General features: G+C 72.7%; 4 protein-coding genes. All 4 read right to left on the bottom strand.

Translation table 11 applies throughout. From position 1 onward, the window contains the following. Positions 1-27 precede the first annotated feature (27 nt). From IP92_RS14230 to IP92_RS14215, 4 genes are read right to left on the bottom strand one after another with little or no spacing between them, the layout of a single operon-like run. Positions 28-1803: a serine hydrolase domain-containing protein gene (locus IP92_RS14230; protein WP_145875991.1), complete on the bottom strand. Its 1776-nt coding sequence runs from the start codon at positions 1801-1803 to the stop codon at positions 28-30. Further along, complete coding sequence (locus IP92_RS14225) at positions 1800-3146, bottom strand: MFS transporter (RefSeq protein WP_158206635.1); 1347 nt, start codon at positions 3144-3146, stop codon at positions 1800-1802. Before IP92_RS14225 ends, IP92_RS14230 begins: the two co-directional genes overlap by 4 nt. Before the next feature lie 7 nt (positions 3147-3153). Continuing rightward, a complete protein-coding gene (locus IP92_RS14220; protein ID WP_158206634.1) occupies positions 3154-10497 on the bottom strand; it encodes a non-ribosomal peptide synthetase in 7344 nt (2447 codons plus the stop codon). A gap of 9 nt (positions 10498-10506) precedes the next feature. Further along, a complete protein-coding gene (locus IP92_RS14215) occupies positions 10507-20940 on the bottom strand; it encodes a non-ribosomal peptide synthetase (RefSeq protein WP_145875985.1) in 10434 nt (3477 codons plus the stop codon). Positions 20941-20973 lie beyond the last annotated feature (33 nt).

Here is a 20973-nt window from a genome sequence, read left to right as displayed (position 1 = left end):
TTAAAAAAATACAAACAAACCGCGCTGTCAGGCCCAGAAGCGGAACGGCAGCAGGCCCCAGGCAGCCAGCACGGCGCACCATTGCAGCAGCAGTGCCAGGGCCAGCACGTCGGCGCGGCGGTGCCGCAGCCCGCCGCGGTACAGCCGCAGCAGGCCATACAGCGCGGCCAGCGGCAGCGCCGCCGTCAGTGCCGCCAGCGCCACCGTTGCCGCGCCCACGTCACCCATCGTCTGCCACGCCAGGCCCACCGCCACCCCGGCCACCGGGATCAGCAGCAACACCGCCCAGGCAGGGGCCAGCGCATCGGCCAGGAAGCCGCGGCGGGTCCGCCACAGCCGCACCGTGCCCACCACCAGCAGCCACGCCAGCGCGCCAAGGCCCGCCGCAAGGCTGGCCCACATCCACAGCAGCCGGCCGAACGACACGGGGCGCCACGTGCCGAAGCCGTCCGAGTACGCCGTGCCGCCCGCATCGGCCAGCAACGCATGCGTGGCGGTGATGCGGTCCGGCGCCCGGTACAGCCGCGGCCCGGCCGGCGCCAGCACGGTGGCCGCGCCCAGCAACGGCCGCAGTTCCACCGCGCCGGCCGCCGCCGGCGCCAGCGCCACGGGGTTGAACAGCAAGTCCAGGTAGACGAAAGCGGGCACCTTCGCGGGCAGCCGCACGTACCAGCCCTGCCACGCCTGCGCATCCCCGGCGGGCGTGGCCCGCGGCGCCACGGCGCGCGGCAGTGCCAGCGCATCGAGCATCAGCGCCGTAAAGGCTTCGTAGTCGGCCGCCTCGCTGTCCATGTTCAGCGCCACCAGGAACGCGGCGCGCTGGGCCGGCGCCAGGCAGAACATCGCCCGGAAGCCGACCGTGTTGCCGCCGTGGCACAGCACGACCCGGCCATGGCGGTCGCGCCGGCCCAGCCCCAGCGCGTAGCCGGCCGGCAGGCCCGCACGCGCCGCAGCGGTGCCTTGCGCGCGGCCCATCTGGCGCAACAGGTCGGCGCGGATGAACGGCGCGCCATCGATCCGGCCATCGCCCATCAGGAACGCTGCAAAGCGGGCCATGTCGGCCGGCGTCGTCACGAACTGCCCGGCGGGCCGCAGGAAGTTCGCCAGGTAGGCCTGGGGCCGGGCCCGATCGACGTGCCCCATCGCCAGCGGCGGCGTGGCGCCGTGCTGGTCGACGTGGCCGAACGTGCTGGCCGTCATGCCCAGCGGCCGCAGCAACTGTTCGTCCAGGTAGCGCTCGTAGCGCTGGCCCGTCACCCGCTCGATCGCCAGCGCGGCCAGCACATAGCCCAGGTTCGAGTACGAGAACTCGCTGCCCGGCCGCGTGCGCACCGGCAGCGGCGCCGCAAGCGCCGCGGCGAGCGGCGTATCCGGCCCGGCCGCGGCGCTGAACAGATGGCGGAACGTGGCATCCGGCAGGCCGGCCGTATGGTCGAGCAGGTGCCGCAGGCGCACCGGGTCCGTCGCATGCCAGGGATTGGCCGGCGCAAGCTCCGGCAGCAGCGTGGCGATCGGCGTATCGAGCGTCACCCTGCCCTGCGACACGAGCCGCAGCACGCCCGCCGCCAGCACCGTCTTGGCGATCGAGCCGACGTGCATCCGGTCTTCCGCCCGCAGCGGCACGCCGGCGGCACGCTGGCCGGCGGCGCCCGTTTCGACAGTGCCGTCGCCGTGCAGCAGCATCCACGAAGCGCCGACGAGGCCCCGCTCGGCCAGCAGCGCCTCGACGCGCGGCGCCAAGTCCGCCGCCGCACCGATCGGCGCGCAGCCCAGCCACCACAGCAGGAGCAGCCATCGCATCATGCGCGGGCCGCGACAAGGTGCGCTTCGCTCATCTGCGCGCGCAGCGCGCGGAACGGTGCGCTGCGCACGGCCGCCAGTGCCAGCACGACCATGCCGGCACCCGTCAGCGTGAACACGGCCCGCATCGGCGCGCTGGCGCCGGCGTCGAGCCAGTGCGCGAACGGCGCCAGCACGTGGCCGCTGGCCATCCACGGCGCGAAGCCGTATTCGGCCAGCACGGGCGCGATCGAGACGGCGGCGATCAATGCCAGCCCGCTGAAGAACGCGCGGGTCGAGAACACCCGGCCCTGGATCTCGGTCGGCGTGATCATCTGCATCAGCGTCTGACCCGACACGAGGATGAACGGTGCCGAGAACGAGAACAGGAAGGCCAGCACGGCCAGCGTCGGGAAGTTGGTGCACAGGCCGCACAGCGCCATGCTGGTGCCGGAGATCATCGATGCGCACAGCAAGGTGCGCACGCGGTCGGCGCGGGCCGAGAACGTGGACGCGGCGATCGCGCCGGCCAGCCCGCCGAACCCGGCGATCGTGGCCAGCCAGCCCAGCACGGCGTCCGATGCGGAGCCGAGGATCATCGGCCGGAACAGCACCAGCACGACGCCGTTCAGCACACTGACGGCGCACAGGAACAGCACGAGCACCATCAGGCCGCGTTGCGCGCGGATGTAGCGCAGTCCGAACGACAGCTGTTCAAGCAGGCCGGCCAGCGAGAACGGCTTGCGCGGTTTGGCCGCCACCTCCGGCTTCGGCATGAAGCGGGCGAACGCCAGGCTGACGGCCGCCATCACATAGGTCGCGGCATTGAGCAGGATGACCATGCCCAGCCCCAGTTCCTCCAGCGCGTGCACGGAAATCAGCGGCACGATCGCCGCGCTGCCGTTGATCCCCATCTGGACGTAGCCGTTGGCCCGCGCATAGGCCGCGCGCGGCACCAGGAGGCCGATCGACGACGCATAGGCGATCTGGTGGATCGACCCGAACAGCGCGATCACGGGGGAAAACAGCAACATGTTCGTCGGCGTCAGCCAGCCCGCGCGCAGCAGCGCCCACAACGCCAGCGCCGCGACGGTCAGCCCCACTTCCGTTGCCAGCATCACGTACTTGCGGTGATAGCGGTCGACCAGCAGGCCGGTCAACGGCGCGAACAGGATCGACGGCACCAGCTGCGCCGCGATCACGGCGCCGAACTGCAGCACGGAGCCGGTCTCGCGATAGATCCAGATGCTGATCGCGAACGCGGCCATCTGCGAACCGAATACGGAGATCGTCTGGCCGCGCCACACGGTCATGAAATCGGGATAGGCGCCGAGCCGGACGGCCCCACCGGGGGATGATTGTGTCATGTGAACCTCATGGACGAGCGGCGCCGGCCAGGGCCGGGATGCCGCGTTGTTGTTGCAAGGGAGCCAGGTGGGACAGGTGGGTACGCATGGCGCCCGCCAGTTGCGCCACCCACGGCGCCTGGACCAGGCTGAAATGGTCGGTGTCGAACCAGCACGCATCGGCCACGTCGCGCCCGAGTGCCAGCAGGCGCGTGGCGGCATCGGCGCCCGTGTGCCGGGCGGTGGCGGCGGCGCCGTAGTAGTGCAGCGCGCGCACCGGTTGGACAGAACGGCACAGCCGGCCGGCCACGAGCCCGGCCAGCGTGATCGAGCGCAGGCGCTCGCGCACGGGGCCACCGGCCGCCAGCACGTCGAGCCCGTAGGCGCGGTCGAATCCGGCGGCGAGACCCGGATCGGCGTCGAACAGCGCGCGCCATTCCTCCAGGTCCATCACATCCGCCACCCTGGCCTGCAGCGCACCCCAGGGTTCGGGCGCATGTTCCAGCACCGAATCCACCAGGCCCAGGTACGCCACCGTGGCGCCTTCCCGTTCCAGCCGGTGCGCGACGGCCAGCGCGATGACGCCGCCCAGCGACCAGCCAGCCAGGCGGTACGGGCCGTCCGGCTGGACTTGCCGCAGGCGCGCGCAATACGCGTCGGCCAGCTGGTCGACGGTATGTACGGCGATCGCACCGGTGCCGGAAAAGCCCGCGTGTTCGATGCCGTACACGGGGCCGTCGTAGGCCAGCTCGCGCACCAGGGCGCGGTAGCACAGCAAGTCGCCGCCGACCGGGTGGATCAGGAACAGCGGCGCGCCGCTACCTGCCTGCAACGTGACGGCCGGCTGTTCCCCGCCGCCGCCCGCATCGATCAGCGCTGCCTGCGCGCGCACGTCCGGCGCCGTGTACAGGCTGCCCAGCGGCAGGCGCACGCCAAAGCGCCGCCGCACCGCCTCGACCAGCATCACGGCCAGCAGCGAATGGCCGCCCAGGCTGAAGAAGCCCGCCGTCGTGTCGATCGTCTCGGCGTCGATGCCCAGCAGGTCGGCCCACACGTCCCGCAGCGCATGCTCGGTCGGCGTGGCGGGCGGCGCGGCCGGTGGCGCGGCCGGTGCCACGATGGGCGGCAGCGCGCGCCGATCCAGCTTGCCGTTGGCCGACAGCGGCAGGCGCTCGACGCACAGGTAGGCGGCCGGCACCAGGTAGTCCGGCAGCGCGCCGTGCAACGCGGCGCGTACCCGGCCCACCAGCGCTTCCGCATCCGCGCCCGTCGCATGGTCCGTTTCCAGGTAGGCCGCCAGGTGCCGCCGCTCGCTCTCGCCGGCCGCCACGACGACCGCCTTGCGCACCCCGGCCACGCGGGCGATGTGCGCCTCGATCTCGGCCGGTTCGATGCGAAAGCCGCGCAGCTTGATCTGCTCGTCGATCCGGCCCAGATGCACCAGGCGGCCGGCGCGGTCCATGCGTACCAGGTCGCCGCTGCGATACAGCCGCGGCGCCCAGTCGGGGCCGAATGGATTGGCCACGAACTGGCGCGCCGTCAGGTCCGGCCGGTTCAGGTAGCCGTTGCTGACGCCGGCGCCGCCGATGTACAACTCGCCGGGCGCGCCGCGGGGCGTCGGCCGCATCGCCTCGTTCAGCACGTACAGGCAGGTATTCGGCAGCGGCGTGCCGATCGGCAGTTCCGTCGCGCCGTCCAGCTCCTGCTCGCCGATCAGCTGCATGCAGCAGCCGACCACCGTTTCGCTGGGCCCGTAATGGTTGTAGATCGCGCTGGCCGGGAAGCGCTGCCGCAACTGCCGCGCCAGCGCCGCCGGGAAGCGCTCGCCGCCGATGACGAACGCGTGGCGCGCCGGCGAAGGCGCGCCGTCGCCCAGCAACGCCAGCAAGCCCTGCACGTGCATCGGCGTCATCCGCAGCAGATAGTCCGGGCAGTCTGGCGCGGCCAACACGGCGGCGGCGCGCGGCAGCACGTCGCCCCGCGGCAGCAGCGTCACGCAGCCGCCATGCAGCAGCGGCAGCAGCAGCGCCGGCACCGTGATGTCGAAGCCGTGCGACGTGACGACCAGGGAACCCGCCAGGTGCGGGCCGTAATAGCGCCGCCCCGCATACGCGCAGTAATCGGCCAGGCCGCCATGGTGCACGTCGACGCCCTTCGGCACGCCGGTGGTGCCGGACGTGTAGACGACGTAGGCACTGGCCGCGAGACCCACGTCCGGCTGCGGCACGGCGGCGCTGTCGTCCCAGCCCGCATCCCACCCGGATCCCAGGCAACCGTCGACGGCGATGTGCGGGCACGCCGCGACATCGGGTAGCGCGTCGGCCAAGCCGGCGCCCAGCAGCACGGCGGCCGCGCCGGCATCGGCCAGGATCGCGTCCATCCGCGCCGGCCCGTTGCGCAGTTCCAGCGGCAGGTAGGCGGCGCCGCGGCGCAGCACGCCCAGCAGCGCCGCCAGCAGTTCGGCGGACGGCTCGATGCACAACGCGACGCGGTCGCCCGGTCCCACGCCATGCGCGGCGAGCCGCCGTGCGATCGCGTCCGCCGCGGCGTCCAACGCTTGATAGCTCACATCGCCCGCCGCATCGCGCACGGCCGGCGCGTCCGGCACGCGGCGCGCCGTCTCCGCGATCGTTTCGTGCACGCAGCGCAGCGCGATGCTGGTGTCGCGCGTGTCGTTCCATGCGCGCAGCGCGGCGAGATCGGCGGCGGGTGCCAGCGGCAGTGCCAACAACGGGCGGTCGGGCGCATCCAGCGCCGCGCCCAGGAATACTTGCAGACTGTCGGCCAGCCGCGCCACCGTGGCGCCGTCGAACAGGCTGGTCGCATAGGTCCAGTGCAGCACCAGTTCGTCGCCGCTTTCGCGCACGGACAGGCTCAGGTCGAACTTCGCCTGCGCCGCGCCCAGCGGCACGCCGGCGACGTCCACGCCGGGCAGCTCCAGCGCGACGGCCTCGTTGTTCTGCAGCGCGAACGACACCTGGAACAACGGTGCGTGCGCCAGGCTGCGGGCGGGTTTCAGCGTCTCGACCAGCAGTTCGAACGGCACGTCCTGGTGCGCGAACGCGTCCAGGGCCAGCTGCCGCGTCGCGTCGACCTGCTGGCGGAACGTGGCGTTGTCGGCCAGCGCATGGCGCAGCACCAGCGTGTTGACGAACAGGCCGATCGACTGGTCCAGGCCCGCATGGCCGCGCCCCGCGACGGGCGTACCGAGCGCGAATTCCGCGGCATGGCTCCAGCGCATCAGCACGACCGCGAACGCGGCCTGCAGCGCCATGAACAGCGTGGCGCCGCCGGCGTCGGCCAGCGCGCGGATGCGCGCCGTCAGTGCGGCGTCCAGCCGCTGGGTGTGCAGCGCGCCGGCGTAATCGGCGCGAGTTGGGCGCGGCCGGTCCAGCGGCAGGCCGTGCACGGGCGGCAGCCCGGCCAGCTGGTCGCGCCAGTAGGCCAGCTGGCGGTCGAGCTGGGCCCGTTGCTCGGGGTCCCGCTGCCACGTCGCGAAATCGGCGTACTGCAACGGCAAAGCGGGCAATGGCGTCCCCGCATACAGCGCTGCCAGCTCGCGCGTCAGCACGCCCAGCGACCAGCCGTCGCCGGCGATGTGGTGCAGCGTGACCAGCAGCACGTGCGTATCGGGTGCAAGCGCGAACAGCTGGGCGCGCAGCACGCCGTCGCGCGCCAGGTCGAACGGCGCGGCGGCCGCGGTACGCAGCCTTTCGACCAGCGCCGGATCGTCCGGGCCGGATGCCCACGTGGCGTCAACCACCGCGAACGGCATCGCCCGCACGGGCAGCACGCGCTGCACCGGCTGGCCGTCGTCGTTCGCGTACACGGTGCGCAGCACGTCGTGGCGCGCCACGATCGTGTCGAACGCCACCCGCAACGCCGCCACGTCGAGCGTGCCCCTCAGGCACAGCGCGACGGGCAGGTGGTATTGCGCGCTGCCGCCTTCCAGCTGGTCGATGTACCACAGCCGCTGCTGGGCATGGGACAGCGGATGGGGCCCCGGGCCCGCGCCGCCGGCCATTGCCCGTGCCGCGGCGCGCGGCAACGCGGCCAGCTCCGTGCACAGCGCGCGCAGCGTGGGCCGGGCGAACACCGTGCGCACGCCGGCGCGGATGCCGCACTCCTGCTCGATGCGATTGATGAGCCGCATCGCCAGCAGCGAATGGCCGCCCAGCTCGAAGAAGCGGGCATGCGCGCCGATCTCGTCGACACGCTTCTTCAGCAACTCGGCCCACAGCCGCGCGACCTGCCGTTCCAGCCCCGCCGCCGGCGCCTCGTAAGGGGCGCTCGCAGCGCGTCGTGGTGCCGGCAGCCGCGCCACGTCGACCTTGCCGTTGGCATTCAGCGGGAAGCGTTCCAGCACCTCGAACACGGGCGGCACCATGTATTCCGGCACCGCCGCGGCCAGGCCGGCGCCGATGTCGTCCAGCGCGGCGGCAGCGGCGCCGTCGCACAGCACCAGGTAGGCGACCAGCGTGCGCTCGGCCCCCTCGCCCGTCGCCAGCACGACGGCATCGGCGACGCGCCGGTCGGCCAGCAGGCAATGCTCGATCTCGTCAAGCTCGATGCGGAACCCGTGCAGCTTGATCTGCCTGCCGATGCGGCCCAGGTATTCCAATGCGCCGTCCGGGCGGTGGCGCACCAGGTCGCCGCTGCGGTACAGGCGCTGCCCGTCCAGCACGACGAATTTCGCCGCAGTCATATCGGGCTCGTTCAGGTAGCCGCGCGCCAGGCACGCGCCGCCGATGAACAACTCGCCGGCCACGCCGCGCGGCACCGCATTGCCCCGCTCGTCCAACAGCCGCAGCGTGCAATGGTCGACCGGCCAGCCGATCGGCGGCACCACGGGCCAGAGATCGGGGTCGCCCGCCAGCGCCACGTCCGTGACGACGTGCGTCTCGGACGGGCCGTACAGGTTCAGCAACGTGCAGTGCGGCGTGGCGCGGAAGAACGCGCGCACGTCGGCATTGATCGTCAGCGCTTCGCCGGCCACCTGGATCATGCGCAGGTCCGGCAACGCTAGCCCCTGCTGCACGGCGTGCCGGCAGAATTCCGGCAGCAGCGCCGTCGGCAGGTAGGCCCGGCCGACGCGCTCGGCGCGCAGCAGCTCGCCCAGCCGCGCCAGCGACGTGCGCGCGTCGTCCGGCGGCAGCACCAGCGTGCCGCCGTTGCACAGCGCCGTCATGATCTCGTAGATCGACATGTCGAAGTTCAGCGTGGCGTACTGCAGCGCCGGCAGCGGCTGCGCCAGTACCGGGTGGCGCCGGTACTGGTCGTGCAGCAGGTTGGCCAGCACCCGGTGCGGCAGCACGATGCCTTTCGGCTTGCCGGTCGAGCCGGACGTGTAGATCGCATACGCCAGCTGTTCCGGGTCGATGGGCAGGCCCGGATCCGTGTCCGGCAGGCCGGCGGGCAGCGCGCCCACGTCCAGCGCCAGGCCCCGTTCGTGCGGCGTGCGCCAGGCCGCGCCGGCATCCGTCAGCACGAGCGGCACGGCGCTGTCGTCCAGCATCCGCTCCAGCCGCGCCGGCGGATAGTCGGGGTCGAACGCCACATAGGCGGCACCCGCCTTCAGCACGGCCAGCACGGCCGCCACCATCGCCGGGCCCCGCGGCAGGCTGATGCCGACGAGCTGGTCGCGCCCCACGCCGCGGCCGATCAGCGCGGCGGCCAGCCGGTTGGCCTGGGCATTCAACTGCGCGAACGTGAGCCGCGTATCGCCGTGCACCAGGGCGACGGCGCCGCCGGACCGGGCGGCGTGCCGCTCGAACAGCTGGTGGATCGGCACGGCGCGTTCCGCAACGGTGGCGCCGGCCTGCCAGCGCGCCAGCCGCGCGCGATCGTCGGCCGTCAGCAGCGCCAGGTCGCCCACCGGGCAGGCGGGATCGGCGCAGAGCGCCGCAAGCAGCACGGCGAAGCTGTCGGCCAGCGCGGCGATCGTGGCGGCATCGAACAGTGCGCTGGCATACACCCAGTTCAACGTCAGGCCGCCATCGCGTTCACCGGCCAGCAGCTCCAGGTCGAAGCGGCCCGTGTCCTGGCCGGTGCCGAAGGCGCGCACGCCGGCGCCCGGCAGCTCCAGGCCGCCGTAGTCGTTGTTCTGCAGCGCGAACAGGATCTGGAACAGCGGCGCATGGCTCAGGTTGCGCTCCGGCTGCAGGCGCTCGACCAGCATTTCGAACGGCACGTCCTGGTTCGCGTACGCGGCCAGCGCGTCGGCGCGGGTGCGCGCCAGCAATGCCGTGAACGATTGGCCCGGCTCGACGTCCGTGCGCAATACGAGCATGTTGACGAAAAAGCCGATCAGCGGTTCCAGCTCGTGCCGCTGGCGCCCGGCGACGGGCGAACCGATGACCACGGAGCGCTCCTGGCCATGGCGCGCCAGCAGCACGGCGAACGCCGCGTGCAGCACCATGAACAGCGTGGCATCGTGGTCCAGCCCCACGCGTTTCAGCCGGGCCAGCAGCGCGCCGTCCAGCTGCTGCAAATGCGCGCCGGCGGCAATCTGCTGCTGCGGCGGGCGCGGGCGATCCAGCCGCAGGCCATGCAGCGGCGGCGCGCCGGCCAGCCGTTCTTCCCAATACGCCAGCTGGCCCGTCATCCGTTGCGTGACGGCCGGCGTGGCCTGCCAGCGCGCATAATCGGCGTACTGCACCGGCAGCGGCGCCAGTGCGGCCGGCGTCCCCGCCATGCGCGCGCCGTACAGCGCGGCGAATTCGCGCGTCAGCACGCCTTTCGACCAGCCGTCGCAGGCGATGTGGTGCAGCGTGACGACGAGCACGTGCCGGTCCTCGGCCACCGTGAACACATGGGCGCGCAGCATCAGGTCCGCCGCCAGGTCGAACGGCTGCGCGGCTTCGGCGGCGCAGGCGCATTGCAACGCCTCCTCGCGGCCTGGCTCGGGCACGCCGCGCAGGTCGGTGCGGCCCAGCCGCAGCGTGGCCGTGCGCACTTGTTGGTACGGTTCCCCGTCGCCGGCCGCGTAGGTGGTGCGCAGTACCGCATGGCGCTGCACGATCGCGTCCAGCGCCCATTCGATGGCGTCCAGGTCCACGCGGCCTGTCAGCTCCAGCGCCGTCGGCATGTTGTACTGGCCGCCGCCGCCCTGCAATTGCTCGATAAACCACAGCCGCCGCTGCGCGTACGACAGCGGTGCCGGCGTGCCCGCGCCGGCTGCCGGCACGATCGGCGGCGCCGCCGTGCCGGCATCGCCGCCGAGGAACGCGATCAGCGCATCCTTGTGCGCGCGGATCTTGTCGGCCAGGGCCGGCGCCACGCTGCCGCCGGCGCGCGAGCGCGTCTTCAGCCGCCCTTCGTGCAGGAACGGGTAGACGCCCTGCTCGTTCAATTCACGTACCAATGCTTGCACGCCCATAAGTCACCAATCCATGTCGTTCGTGTCGTCCAGCCCGGCCAGTGCCGCGCGGTTCTGCTCGATGACGCGCTGCGCCTCGATGTGCGCGGCGAGCGCGCGCAGCTGCGGCGTGCCGAACACCGTTGTCAGCGGCAGCGTGACGCCGAACTGCGCCGCGATGGCGCTGACCATCCGCGTCGCCTTCAGCGAATGGCCGCCCAGCTCGAAGAAGCTGTCCGTCGCGCCCACCGCCGGCACGCCGAGCAGGTCGCGCCAGATGTCGCCCAGCCGCAGCTCGATCTCCCCTTCCAGCGGCTGCGCGGCGGCCCGCGCGGCCCGTGCCGGTGCCGGCAACGCGCGCCGGTCGATCTTGCCGTTGGCCGACAGCGGCAGCGCGGCCAGCCGCACGAACGCGGCCGGCACCATGTATTCGGGCAGGCGGCGCCGCAGTGCCGCGCCTACCACCGCCGCGTCGTCGTCCGCCGCCGGCGCGCCGGCCGGGTCGACGACCAGGTAGGCCGCCAGCATCACGTCCGCGCCTGTGCCGTGCACCGCCACGACGGCGTCGCGCACCCACGCCAGTTGGCGCAGCGCCGCCTCGATCTCGCCCGGTTCCACGCGGTAGCCGCGCAGCTTCACCTGGTCGTCGGCGCGGCCGAGGAACAGCAGATTCCCGGCACTGTCGTACCGCACGCGGTCGCCGGTGCGGTACATGCGCGCCAGCGCGCCCGTGCCATGCGGGTTGGCGACGAAGGCTTGCGCCGTCAGCTCCGGCTGGCCCAGGTAGCCGTCCGCCAGCCCGGCGCCGGCCACGTACAGCGTGCCCGGCACGCCCAGCGGGCAAGGCCGCAGGCGGTCGTCCAGCACGTACAGCGCGCGGTTGTTCATCGCCTGGCCGATCGGCACGGTGTCGCCGAGCGTGTCGATGTGCGGCGTCACGTGGTACATCGCACAGCCGACCACGGACTCGGACGGTCCGTAGTGGTTGTAGATGTCCGCCTGCGGGAAGCGCCGCTGCAGCCGGCGCGCCAGCTCCGGCGTGAACCGGTCGCCGCCGATGACGAAGGCATGCCGGGCCGCGACGACACCTTCGGCTGGCAGCAGGTCCAGCATCGCCTGCACGTGCATCGGCGTGGCGCGCACGAGACGGGCCCCTGCGGCCGGGTCGGCGATGCGGTGCGCCAGTGCGCCCAGCGTATCGGCCGGGTCCAGCAGCTCGACACAGCCGCCCGTCAGCAACGGCAGGAACAGCGCCGGCTTGGTCAGGTCGAACGCATACGACGTCGCCACCAGCGATCCGGTCAAATGCCCGCCGTGATAGCTGGACAGCGCATGGCCGAGGTACATCGCCAGCGCCCGGTGGCTGACGACGACACCCTTCGGCTGCCCGGTCGAGCCGGATGTGTAGATCACATAGGCGGCATCCTCGGGCGCGACCGCAGCCGGCACGGTGCTGCCGGCTGCGAGCCAGTCGTCGGCACCGCCGTCGGCCACCAGCACGTCGGCCGGCACACTGGCGAGATGCGGGGCCAGGTTTGCGCTCAGGTGCTGCTGCGTCAGCACGGTGCCAAGGCCCGCGGCGGCGGCGATCCGCGCCAGCCGCTCCGGCGGATGCACCGGGTCGAGTGGCACGTAGGCCGCGCCGCACTTCAGGATCGCCAGCATGCCGGCCAGCAGGTGGACCGAGTTGTGCATGCACAGGCCGATCCGGCTTCCCGCGCCGCGTGCCGCCAGGGCCGCGGCCAGGTGGTTGGCGCGCGCTTCCAGCGCCGCATAGGTCAGCATCGTGTCGCCACAGCGCACGGCCGGCGCGTCGGGCGTGCGGCGCGCCTGGCTTGCAAACGCCTCGTGTACGGGCACCTCCGGGTAAGGCGCCGCCACGCACGCCGCGCGGCGCGCCAGTTCGGCCTGTTCGGCAGCGCCCAGCACGAGCGCATGCGCGACCGGCTGGGCACCGTCGGCCGTCATTGCCGCTGCCAGCGCCGGCACGTAGCCGCCGATGCGGGCCAGGAAGTCGGCATCGAACACGGCGGCATCGACGTCGATCGCCACGTCGAAGCGCACCGCGCCATCGTCCGGGACTTTCGAGAACGACAGGCTGATCGTGTAGTTCTTCTCGTCCGCGCCCTGGGCACCGACGACGCCCAGCGCGCTGTCGAGCCCCTGGTAGACGTGAAAGTTCACGTAGTTGAACAGCGAACCGGAGAAATCGAGCCCGCTGTCGGCCTGGATCTCGACCAGCGGCAGCCGGCGCGCGCCGTACGATGCCGTCACCTCGGCCTCGATGCGGCGCACCAGCTGCTCCCAGTCCATGTCGTCCAGCGCGACGCGGAACGGCAGCGAATTGAGGAACAGGCCCAGCGTGGCCTCGCCGCCCTCGCGTTCCGGGCGGCCGTTGCTGACGACGGAGGTCAGCACGTCGCTGCCGCCGTCCAGCAATGCCATCAACGCCGCGTGCAGGGCGAGCAGCACGCTGCGCTCCTGCACGTCCAGCCGCCGGGCCAGCGCGCTGAGGCGGCCGGACAACGCCTCGTCCAGCCGCTGCGCGGCGCGCAACGTGCTGCGTTTCGGCTTGCCGGCCCACCATGGCAGCACGGCGCCGGCGAGGTGCGCGCACCAGTAGGCACGCACGGCCGGATCGGCCAGCGCCTGCTGCTCCAGCTGCACGTAGTGTGCGTACGGCAGCGGCGGCGCGTCGGCCGGCGCGTTGCCCAGGTAGGCGTTGAACAGCTCCGTGTTCAGGCTCGCCACGCTCCAGCCGTCCATCAGCGCGTGGTGGAAGCTCAGCGTGTACTGGAATTCCCCCGGCCCGCGCAACTGCACGTGGACCTGCCATGGCGGCACGCCGGGTTCGAACGGCGTGTTGCGTTCCCGCTCGATCAATTCGGCCACCGCGTCCGCCGCCTGCGCGGCGGGCAGCGCCGCCAGGTCGGTCACGTGCAGTACCGGCACATGGTGCGCCAGCACCAGTTGCAGCGGCGTGCCGCCGGCCAGGCTGAAGACGGTGCGCAGGATCGGGTGCCGCGCCACCATCCGCGCCAGGGCCGCCGCGAAGCGCGCCTCGTCCCAGCCGGCGCGCACGTGGAAGCTCATCACGTCGTGGTACGTCGACACGGCCAGCAGGTTGTGGAACACCATGCCCTGCTGCAGCGCCGTCATCGGATACGCATCGGCCAGCCGCTCATCGGCCGGTGCAAAACCGTGTTTGGCCAGCACGGCCGCATCCACCAGCGCGAACGGCGCCAGCTCGACGGCCGGCAGCGCCGGCGCGCACGCATCGGCGCGCCGCGCCAGCGCCGCCACGGTGGGGGCTTCGAACAAGTCCTTGACCGTCAGGCCGAAGCCGGCGCGCTGCAGCCGCGCCACCAGCGGAATCGCACGGATCGAATCGCCGCCCACGGCAAAGAAATTGCCGTCCGCGCCGACGCGGCCCAGTGCCAAAGCTTCCTGCCAGATCGCGGCGATACGCTGCTCGGTCGGCGTGGCCGGGGCCCGCCCGCCGCCCGCGGCCGCGCCGGCGTCCGGCGCCGGCAGCGCCGCCCGGTCGATCTTGCCGTTGACGTTCAGCGGCATCGCCGCCAGCGGCACGATCACGGCGGGCACCATGTAGTCCGGCAGCGCCGCGGCCAACGCCGCACGCACGTCGTCGATGCCGGCGCCGGCAGACTGGTCCAGCACCACATACGCCACCAGGCGGCGCGCCGCACCATCGCCGTCGGCCAGCACCAGGGCCTGGCGCACGGCGTCCTGGCGCATCAGCTGCGCCTCGATCTCGCCCAGCTCGATGCGGAAGCCGCGGATCTTGACCTGGTTGTCGATGCGGCCCAGGTATTCCAGGTCGCCATCCTCATGCCGGCGCACCAGGTCGCCGGTACGGTAGCGGCGTGCGCCGGCCGGGTCGACGAGGAAGCGCTGCGCCGTCAGCTCGGGCCGATGCAGGTAACCGCGGCAGACGCCAGCGCCCGTCACATACAGCTCGCCGGCCACGCCGACGGGAACGGGGCGGCCTGCCGCGTCCAGCACCAGCGTGCCCAGGTCGGCCAGCGGCCGGCCGATCAGGCTGCCCCCGCCGCGCAGCGCATCGGCGCGGGTCACCTCGCGCACCGTCACGTGCACCGTGGTTTCCGTGATGCCGTACATATTGATCATCCGCGGCGTTTCCGGGTGCAGTGCGAACCACGGCCGCAGCGCGGCGAATTCCAGCGCGGCGCCGCCGAAGATCACGTAGCGCAGCGCGAGCGGCGTGCGCCGGCGCGCATCCTCCTCGCGGAAATGCTCGAACGCGGCCGGCGTCTGGTTCAGCACCGTCACGCCTTCCTCCACCACCAGCGCGTGGAAGCGTTCCGGCGTGCGCGCCACCAGCTTCGGCACGACCACGAGGCGGCCGCCATGGCACAGCGCGCCCCACATCTCCCACACGGAGAAGTCGAACGCGTACGAGTGGAACAGCGTCCACACGTCGGCCGGCCCGAACGCGAAATCGGCTTGCGTCACGCGCATCAGCCGGTCGACCTGGCGGTGCTCGACGACGGCGCCCTTCGGCTGGCCGGTGGAGCCTGACGTGTAGATCACGTACGCCGCGTTGGCCGTGTCGACCACCGCGCCGCACGGCGTGGCGGGGTATGGCGCCAGCAGCGCGTCGTCCAGGGCGAGTACGCGGGACGGCCGGTCGGCCAGCGTGGGCAGCAGGGCCGGTTCGGCCAGCAGCAGCGCGGCATCGCTGTCGCGCAGCAGGTAGTCCAGCCGGGCCGGCGGCAGCGCCGGGTCGAGCGGCACGTAGGCCGCGCCAGCCTTCAACGTGCCGAGGATCGCGACGACCATGTCCAGGCCCCGCTCGAAGAACAGGCCGACGCGGGTTTCGGCTGCCGCGCCGTGCGCGCGCAGCGCATGCGCCAGCCGGTTGGCGCGCGCATCGAGCTCGCCATACGTCAGCGTGGCGCCGTCGCACACCAGCGCAACGGCATCCGGCGTGCGCGCCACCTGTTCCTCGAAGCGGTGATGGATGCAGCCGGTGGCCGGCGCGGGCGCCGGCGTGGCCCAGCGTGCGATCGCCTGCTGCTCGGCGGCCGACAGCCATGCGATGCGGGCCGGATCGTCGTGCAGCGGCAGCTGCACCAGGATCGCTTCCAGGTGCGCCAGCAGCCGGACGACGGCGCCGTCGGCCACCACGTCGCTGCGGTAGCTGCAGCGGATGCCCAAGCGGTCCGACAATGTCGCATTGATCGTCAGCTTGTAGTTGGTTTCCTCGTAACCCTCGGCGCCGCACAGGCGCAGGCCGGCGGCGCCGTCCGCCGCGGCGGCCGGATCGATCGGGTAGTTCTCCAGCACCATCACGCTGTCGAACAGCGGCGCGCCCGCCTCCAGCGCGCTCTGGCGCCGGATCTCCGCCAGCGGCAAATAGCCGAATTCGGCGGACTGCTGGAAGGCCTGGTGCAGCTTGCCCAGCGCGGCGGCGATGCCCACGCCCGGTTCGGCCGTGAACGTGACGGGCAGCGTGTTCAGGAACAGCCCCACCATCCGTTCGACGCCGGCCAGTTGCGGCGGCCGGCCGGCCAGGATCGCGCCGAACACCACGGTGGCTTCGCCGCTGTAGTGGTGCAGCAGCCACCCCCACGCGTATTGCAGCACCGTGTACAGCGTCGTGTGCGTGCGGCGCGCCAGCTGCTGCAGGCTGGCCGTCGCTTCCGGCGACAGCGCGAATTCCCGGTAGCGGTGGCTGCCTTCGGCCGCCGCCGGCAGCCGGTCGATCGACAGCGGCGTCGGCGCCTCGATGCCGGCCAGGCGGCCGCGCCAGTACGCGCGTGCACCGCTCACGTCCTGCTCGCGCAGCCACGCCACGTAGTCCTGGTAAGGCCGCACCGCCGGCAGGCGCGGCGCCTGTCCCTGCGCCAGCGCGCCGTACAACGCCATCACGTCCGCATACACGAGCGGCAGCGACCAGCCGTCGAGCAGCACGTGATGGTGCGTCCACACCAGCCGATAACGTTCGTCGCCCAGGCGCAGCAACAGCATCCGCATCAGCGGCGGCGCCGTCAGGTCGAACGGCTCGGCGCGCTGCGCGAGGCGCGCGCGCGTACCCGCCGCCTCCTGTTCGGTAGCGGGCAGGCCGCGCAGATCGCATTCCTCCCACGGCAGCCGCACCGCATCGACGACGAGCTGGCAAGCCTCGTCGCCGACGTCGACGATCGCGGTGCGGAACACGTCGTGGCGCGCACACACGGCTTCCCACGCCTGGCGCAGCACCGCCGGTTGCAGCGGCCCTGCGAGCTCCAGCTGGATCTGACTCGTGTACGCGCCGCCGTCCACCAGCGTATGGAACAGCAATCCCCGCTGCATCGCCGTGGCCGGATACAGCCGCTCGATCCGGTAGCGCTGCGCCAGCGCGTCCAACGCCGGCTGGCCGATGCGCGCCAGTGGGAAGTCGGACGGGGTCGGCATGGCCGGCGCCGCCAGGCAGTGGGCGATCACGTCGCCCAGCGCCGTTTCATACGCGGCGGCGAACCGCTCCACCGTGGCGGCATCGAATTCGTCGGCGCTGTAGTCGATCGTGAAGCGCAGGCAGCCGCCGCTGACGACGCCATTGATGCCCAGCGCCGCGTCGCGCGGCTGCTCCGGCGCGGCCGGCGTGCCGATCGGCTCGGCGGCAAAGCCGATGCCGTCGCCTTCCAGCGCCGCGTCGAACTGGCCCAGGTAGTTGAACAGGATCTGCGGTGCCGGCGCCGCGGCCAGCGCCGCATCGCGCGCCAGGTAGCGCAGCACGCCGTAACCCAGCCCGCCGCGCGGCACTTGCCGGTATTGTTCCTTGGTGGCGCGGATGACCGCGCCGACGTCGTCGCCCTGCCCGGCCGCCCCCTCCAGCCGCAGCGGGTACAGCGCCGTGAACCAGCCGACGGTGCGGCCAAGATCCGGCGCATCGGCCAGGCCGTCGCGGCCGTGCCCTTCCAGTGCCACGTGCAGCGAGTCCGCACCCGTCAGGGACCGCACGGCGAGGCGCAGTGCCGCCAGCAGCAATTCATTGATGCCTGTGCGGTACGGGCGCTGGCATTGCTGCAGCAGCTGGCGGGTGGCCTCCCGCGGCAGCGTGAAGCCGGTCGCGCGGGTGCTGGCGCGCAGCGGCGCGGTGGCCGGCACACGGTCGGGCACGAGCGCCGGCACGGCGTCTTGGGCCTGGGCGCGCCAGAACGGCAGTTCGGTCTGCGCCACCGGGCCGGCGGCGTCGGCGGCCAGCGCCAATGCCCATTGCTGGTAAGAGGCCGGCACGTCCGGCAGCGCGACAGGCTCCCCCGCGCGCAACTGGCGCACGGCCAGCTGCAGGTCCTGCAGCAGGATGCGCCACGACACGCCGTCGACGACGAGGTGGTGCGCCAGCAGCAGCAGGCGCGCGGTATCGTGCCCCGCCAGCCAGACCATCCGCAGCAGCGGGCCGCGTGCCAGGTCGAATGCGCGCTGGTGGCGTTCCGCGGCCGTCGCAACGAAGTCCTCGAACGTGCCGGCGCCGGTCATCGTCTCGTACGCCACCAGCGCGGCGGTATCGATGGCCTCCGGCGCCACGTGGACGGCCACGCCGCCGCCGGGGAACACGAGGCGCAGCGCATCGTGCCGGCGCACCAGCGCGGCCGCCAGCGCGGGCAGCTGCTCCGGCGCCAGGCCGGCCGGCGGATGCAGCAGCACGCCCTGGTTGAAATGGTGCGGCGACGGCATGGCCTCGTCCAGGAAGCGGCGCTGGATCGGCAGCGGCGGCAGCGTGCCGCTGGCGGCGCTGTGCCGCGGCGTCGCCGCGGGGCCGGCCTGCGCTGCGATCGCCTCGATCGTGCCCAGCTCGACGAACTGGCGCGCCGTGACGGCGAAACCGGCCTGGTTGGCCCGCGCCACGGCTTGGATGCTGAGGATCGAATCGCCGCCGGCCGCAAAGAAGTTCTCGCGCACGCCCACCGTTTCCCGCTGCAGCAGCTCGCACCAGATCGCGGCGAGCGCCTGTTCGGCCGGCGTGCGCGGCGCGTCCTCCGTGTCCGCGCCCAACGCAAGCAGCGCCGCGTGATCGATCTTGCCGTTGCGGGTCAGCGGAAACGCCGGCAGCACGAGCAGGCTGGCCGGCACCATGTAGGCGGGCAGCAGCTGCGCCGCGCGCTCCAGCAGCGCCTGCGCCAGCGCGCCGCGCTGCGCCGCATCGGCCAGCGCGGGCGCCGTCACGAACGCGGCCAGGCTGGCGCCACGTGCCCCAGTGCGCAGCAGCACGACTGCCTGGGCCACCTGCTCCGCGCCGGCCAGCACGCTTTCGATCTCGCCCGGCTCGATGCGGTAGCCGCGCAGCTGCAGCTGGTTGCCCAGCCGGCCCAGGTAGTCGAGCCGTCCATCCGGGCGGCGGCGCACCAGGTCGCCGCTGCGGTACAGCCGTTCCGGCTGGCCAGCCATCAGTGCGACGTTCACGAACGCCTGGGCGGTCAAGTCGGGAGCGCCCAGGTAACCGTGCGCCAGTCCGACACCGCCGATCAAGAGCTCGCCGGCGGCGCCCACCGGCATTGGCCGCAGGTCGCTGTCGACGACATACAGCCGCACGTTGTCGCACGGCGCACCGATCGTCACCGGTTCGTCAGGCGCCAGCCGCGCCCAACTGGCGCACATCGTCGCCTCCGTCGGCCCATAGCCGTTGTACAGCGGCACGCGGCCGGCCCAGCGGCGCGGCAACGCGTCCGGACAGCGCTCGCCGCCGACCATCAGCATGCGCAGCGCATACGGCCGCTCCGGGTCCATGTGCGCCAGCAGCGCCGGCGCCAGGAACGCATGCGTGATGCCGTGTTCGACAAGGTAGTCGGCAAGCGCGTCGGGCGCCGTGCGCAGCGCGTCCGGGCACAGGTACAGCGTGGCGCCGTTCAACAGCGCCATCATCCACTCCCACACGGAGGCGTCGAAGCCGATCGACGCGAATTGCAGCACGCGGCTGTCGCGCTCCAGGCCGAATTCGCGGACCTGGAACGTGGCCAGGCTGATGATGCCCCGATGCGGCACCGCCACGCCCTTCGGCTTGCCGGTCGAGCCGGACGTGTAGATCACGTACGCCGTGTCGGACGGCGTGCCCGCCACCGCCACGTCGTCCGCGGCCTGCGGCACCAGCGCATCGGCGCACAGCAACACTGCGTCAATGCCCTCCAGCGACGGCGCCAGCGCCTGCGTCGTCAGCAGCACGCGGGCGCCGCTGTCGGCCACCATGTAGGCGATCCGCTCGCGCGGATTGGCCGGGTCGATCGGCACGTAGGCGGCACCCGCCAGCAGCGTGCCCAGCACGGCCGCGAACAGCGCCGGCTCGCGCGCCGCGCAGACGGCCACCGTGGCACCCGGGCCGATGCCGCGCTCGCGCAACGCGGCTGCCACGGCGCGGGCCTGCGCATGCAGTTCGCCGTAGCTGACGCGCACGTCGCCATGCACCAGCGCCGTCGCGGCGGGCGCCGCGGTGGCTTGCGCGACGAACAGGTGCTGCATGCACACCGTCTCGTCGAATGGCCGGGAGGTCGCATTCGCCCGGTCGATCACCGCCAGGTCCTCGGCCGGCACGATGTCCAGCTGCCCTGGCGCCAATTCCGGCGCCGCCAGCACGGCTTGCAGCAGGCGGGCCAGCCCGCGCGTCAATGCCGCCGGCAGCGCAGCGTCGAACACGGCCGCATCGAAGCACCAGGCAAGTGCCAGCGCGCCGTCGTCCCCCGTGTGCAGCAGCGCGGCCAGGTCGTAGCGGGCCGGCAGACCCGCCTCGAACGCGCTGGCCGCTTCACCGCCGCGCTCGAGCAGCAGGACCTGCAACAGCGGCGGATGCAGGCTGTCGCGGTCGACTTTCAACAGGTCGGCCATCAACAGCAGCGGCAGGTCGGCCATCGCGTGCGCCGCCGTGGCGGCAGCCTGCGCCTGGCGCGCCAGCAGGGGCAGCGATGCGGCACTGCCGGGTGCGAGGCGCAGCGGCACGACGGGATCGAACACGCCGGCGCGAGCCTGGCCCGCCGGTTGCAGGCGCGCCGGCAAGCGGCTGCCGAGCACGATCTCGTCCATGCCGCTCCAGCGGCACAGCAGCGTGGCGAATGCGGCCTGCAGCAGGTGCAGCGCATCGCAGCCCTGCCCGGCGGCCAGCTTGCGCAGCGCGGCGGCGCCGGCGGCGTCCAGCAGCGGCGCGGCGGCCATATCGCCCGGCTGGAACGGCGCACCGCGCGTGCCGACAGTAGGCAGCGCGTGCGCCGGCGGCGCATCGGCCAGCACGTCGCACCAGAATTTTTCCTGCGCCTGCAATGCCGCGCTGTCGACCCAGGCCGGCTGGATGTCCGCCAGCGTGGCCAGCAGGCGCTCCTTGCCCGCCTTGATGTCGTCCTTCAGCGCCGGCGTCATCGCCTGGCCCATCGCGCGCGCCTTCAGCGCACCGCCCTCGGCGTACACCAGCACCCCCAGGCGCCGCGCCGCTACCAACAAATCCATCGCCATGCTTGCTCCTTCAGTTATCCTTTGGATCGCCGT

The organism is Pseudoduganella flava (assembly GCF_007830495.1).
Lineage (GTDB): Bacteria > Pseudomonadota > Gammaproteobacteria > Burkholderiales > Burkholderiaceae_D > Rugamonas > Rugamonas flava.
The sequence above is the reverse complement of the archived record's forward strand: the minus strand, read 5'-3'. Positions and strand labels throughout refer to the sequence as shown.

Coding starts and splice junctions, on each gene's coding strand:
- IP92_RS14230 (WP_145875991.1), bottom strand. CDS start 1,803: ATGATGCGATGGCTGCTCCTGCTGTGGTGGCTGGGCTGCGCGCCGATC.
- IP92_RS14225 (WP_158206635.1), bottom strand. CDS start 3,146: ATGACACAATCATCCCCCGGTGGGGCCGTCCGGCTCGGCGCCTATCCC.
- IP92_RS14215 (WP_145875985.1), bottom strand. CDS start 20,940: ATGGCGATGGATTTGTTGGTAGCGGCGCGGCGCCTGGGGGTGCTGGTG.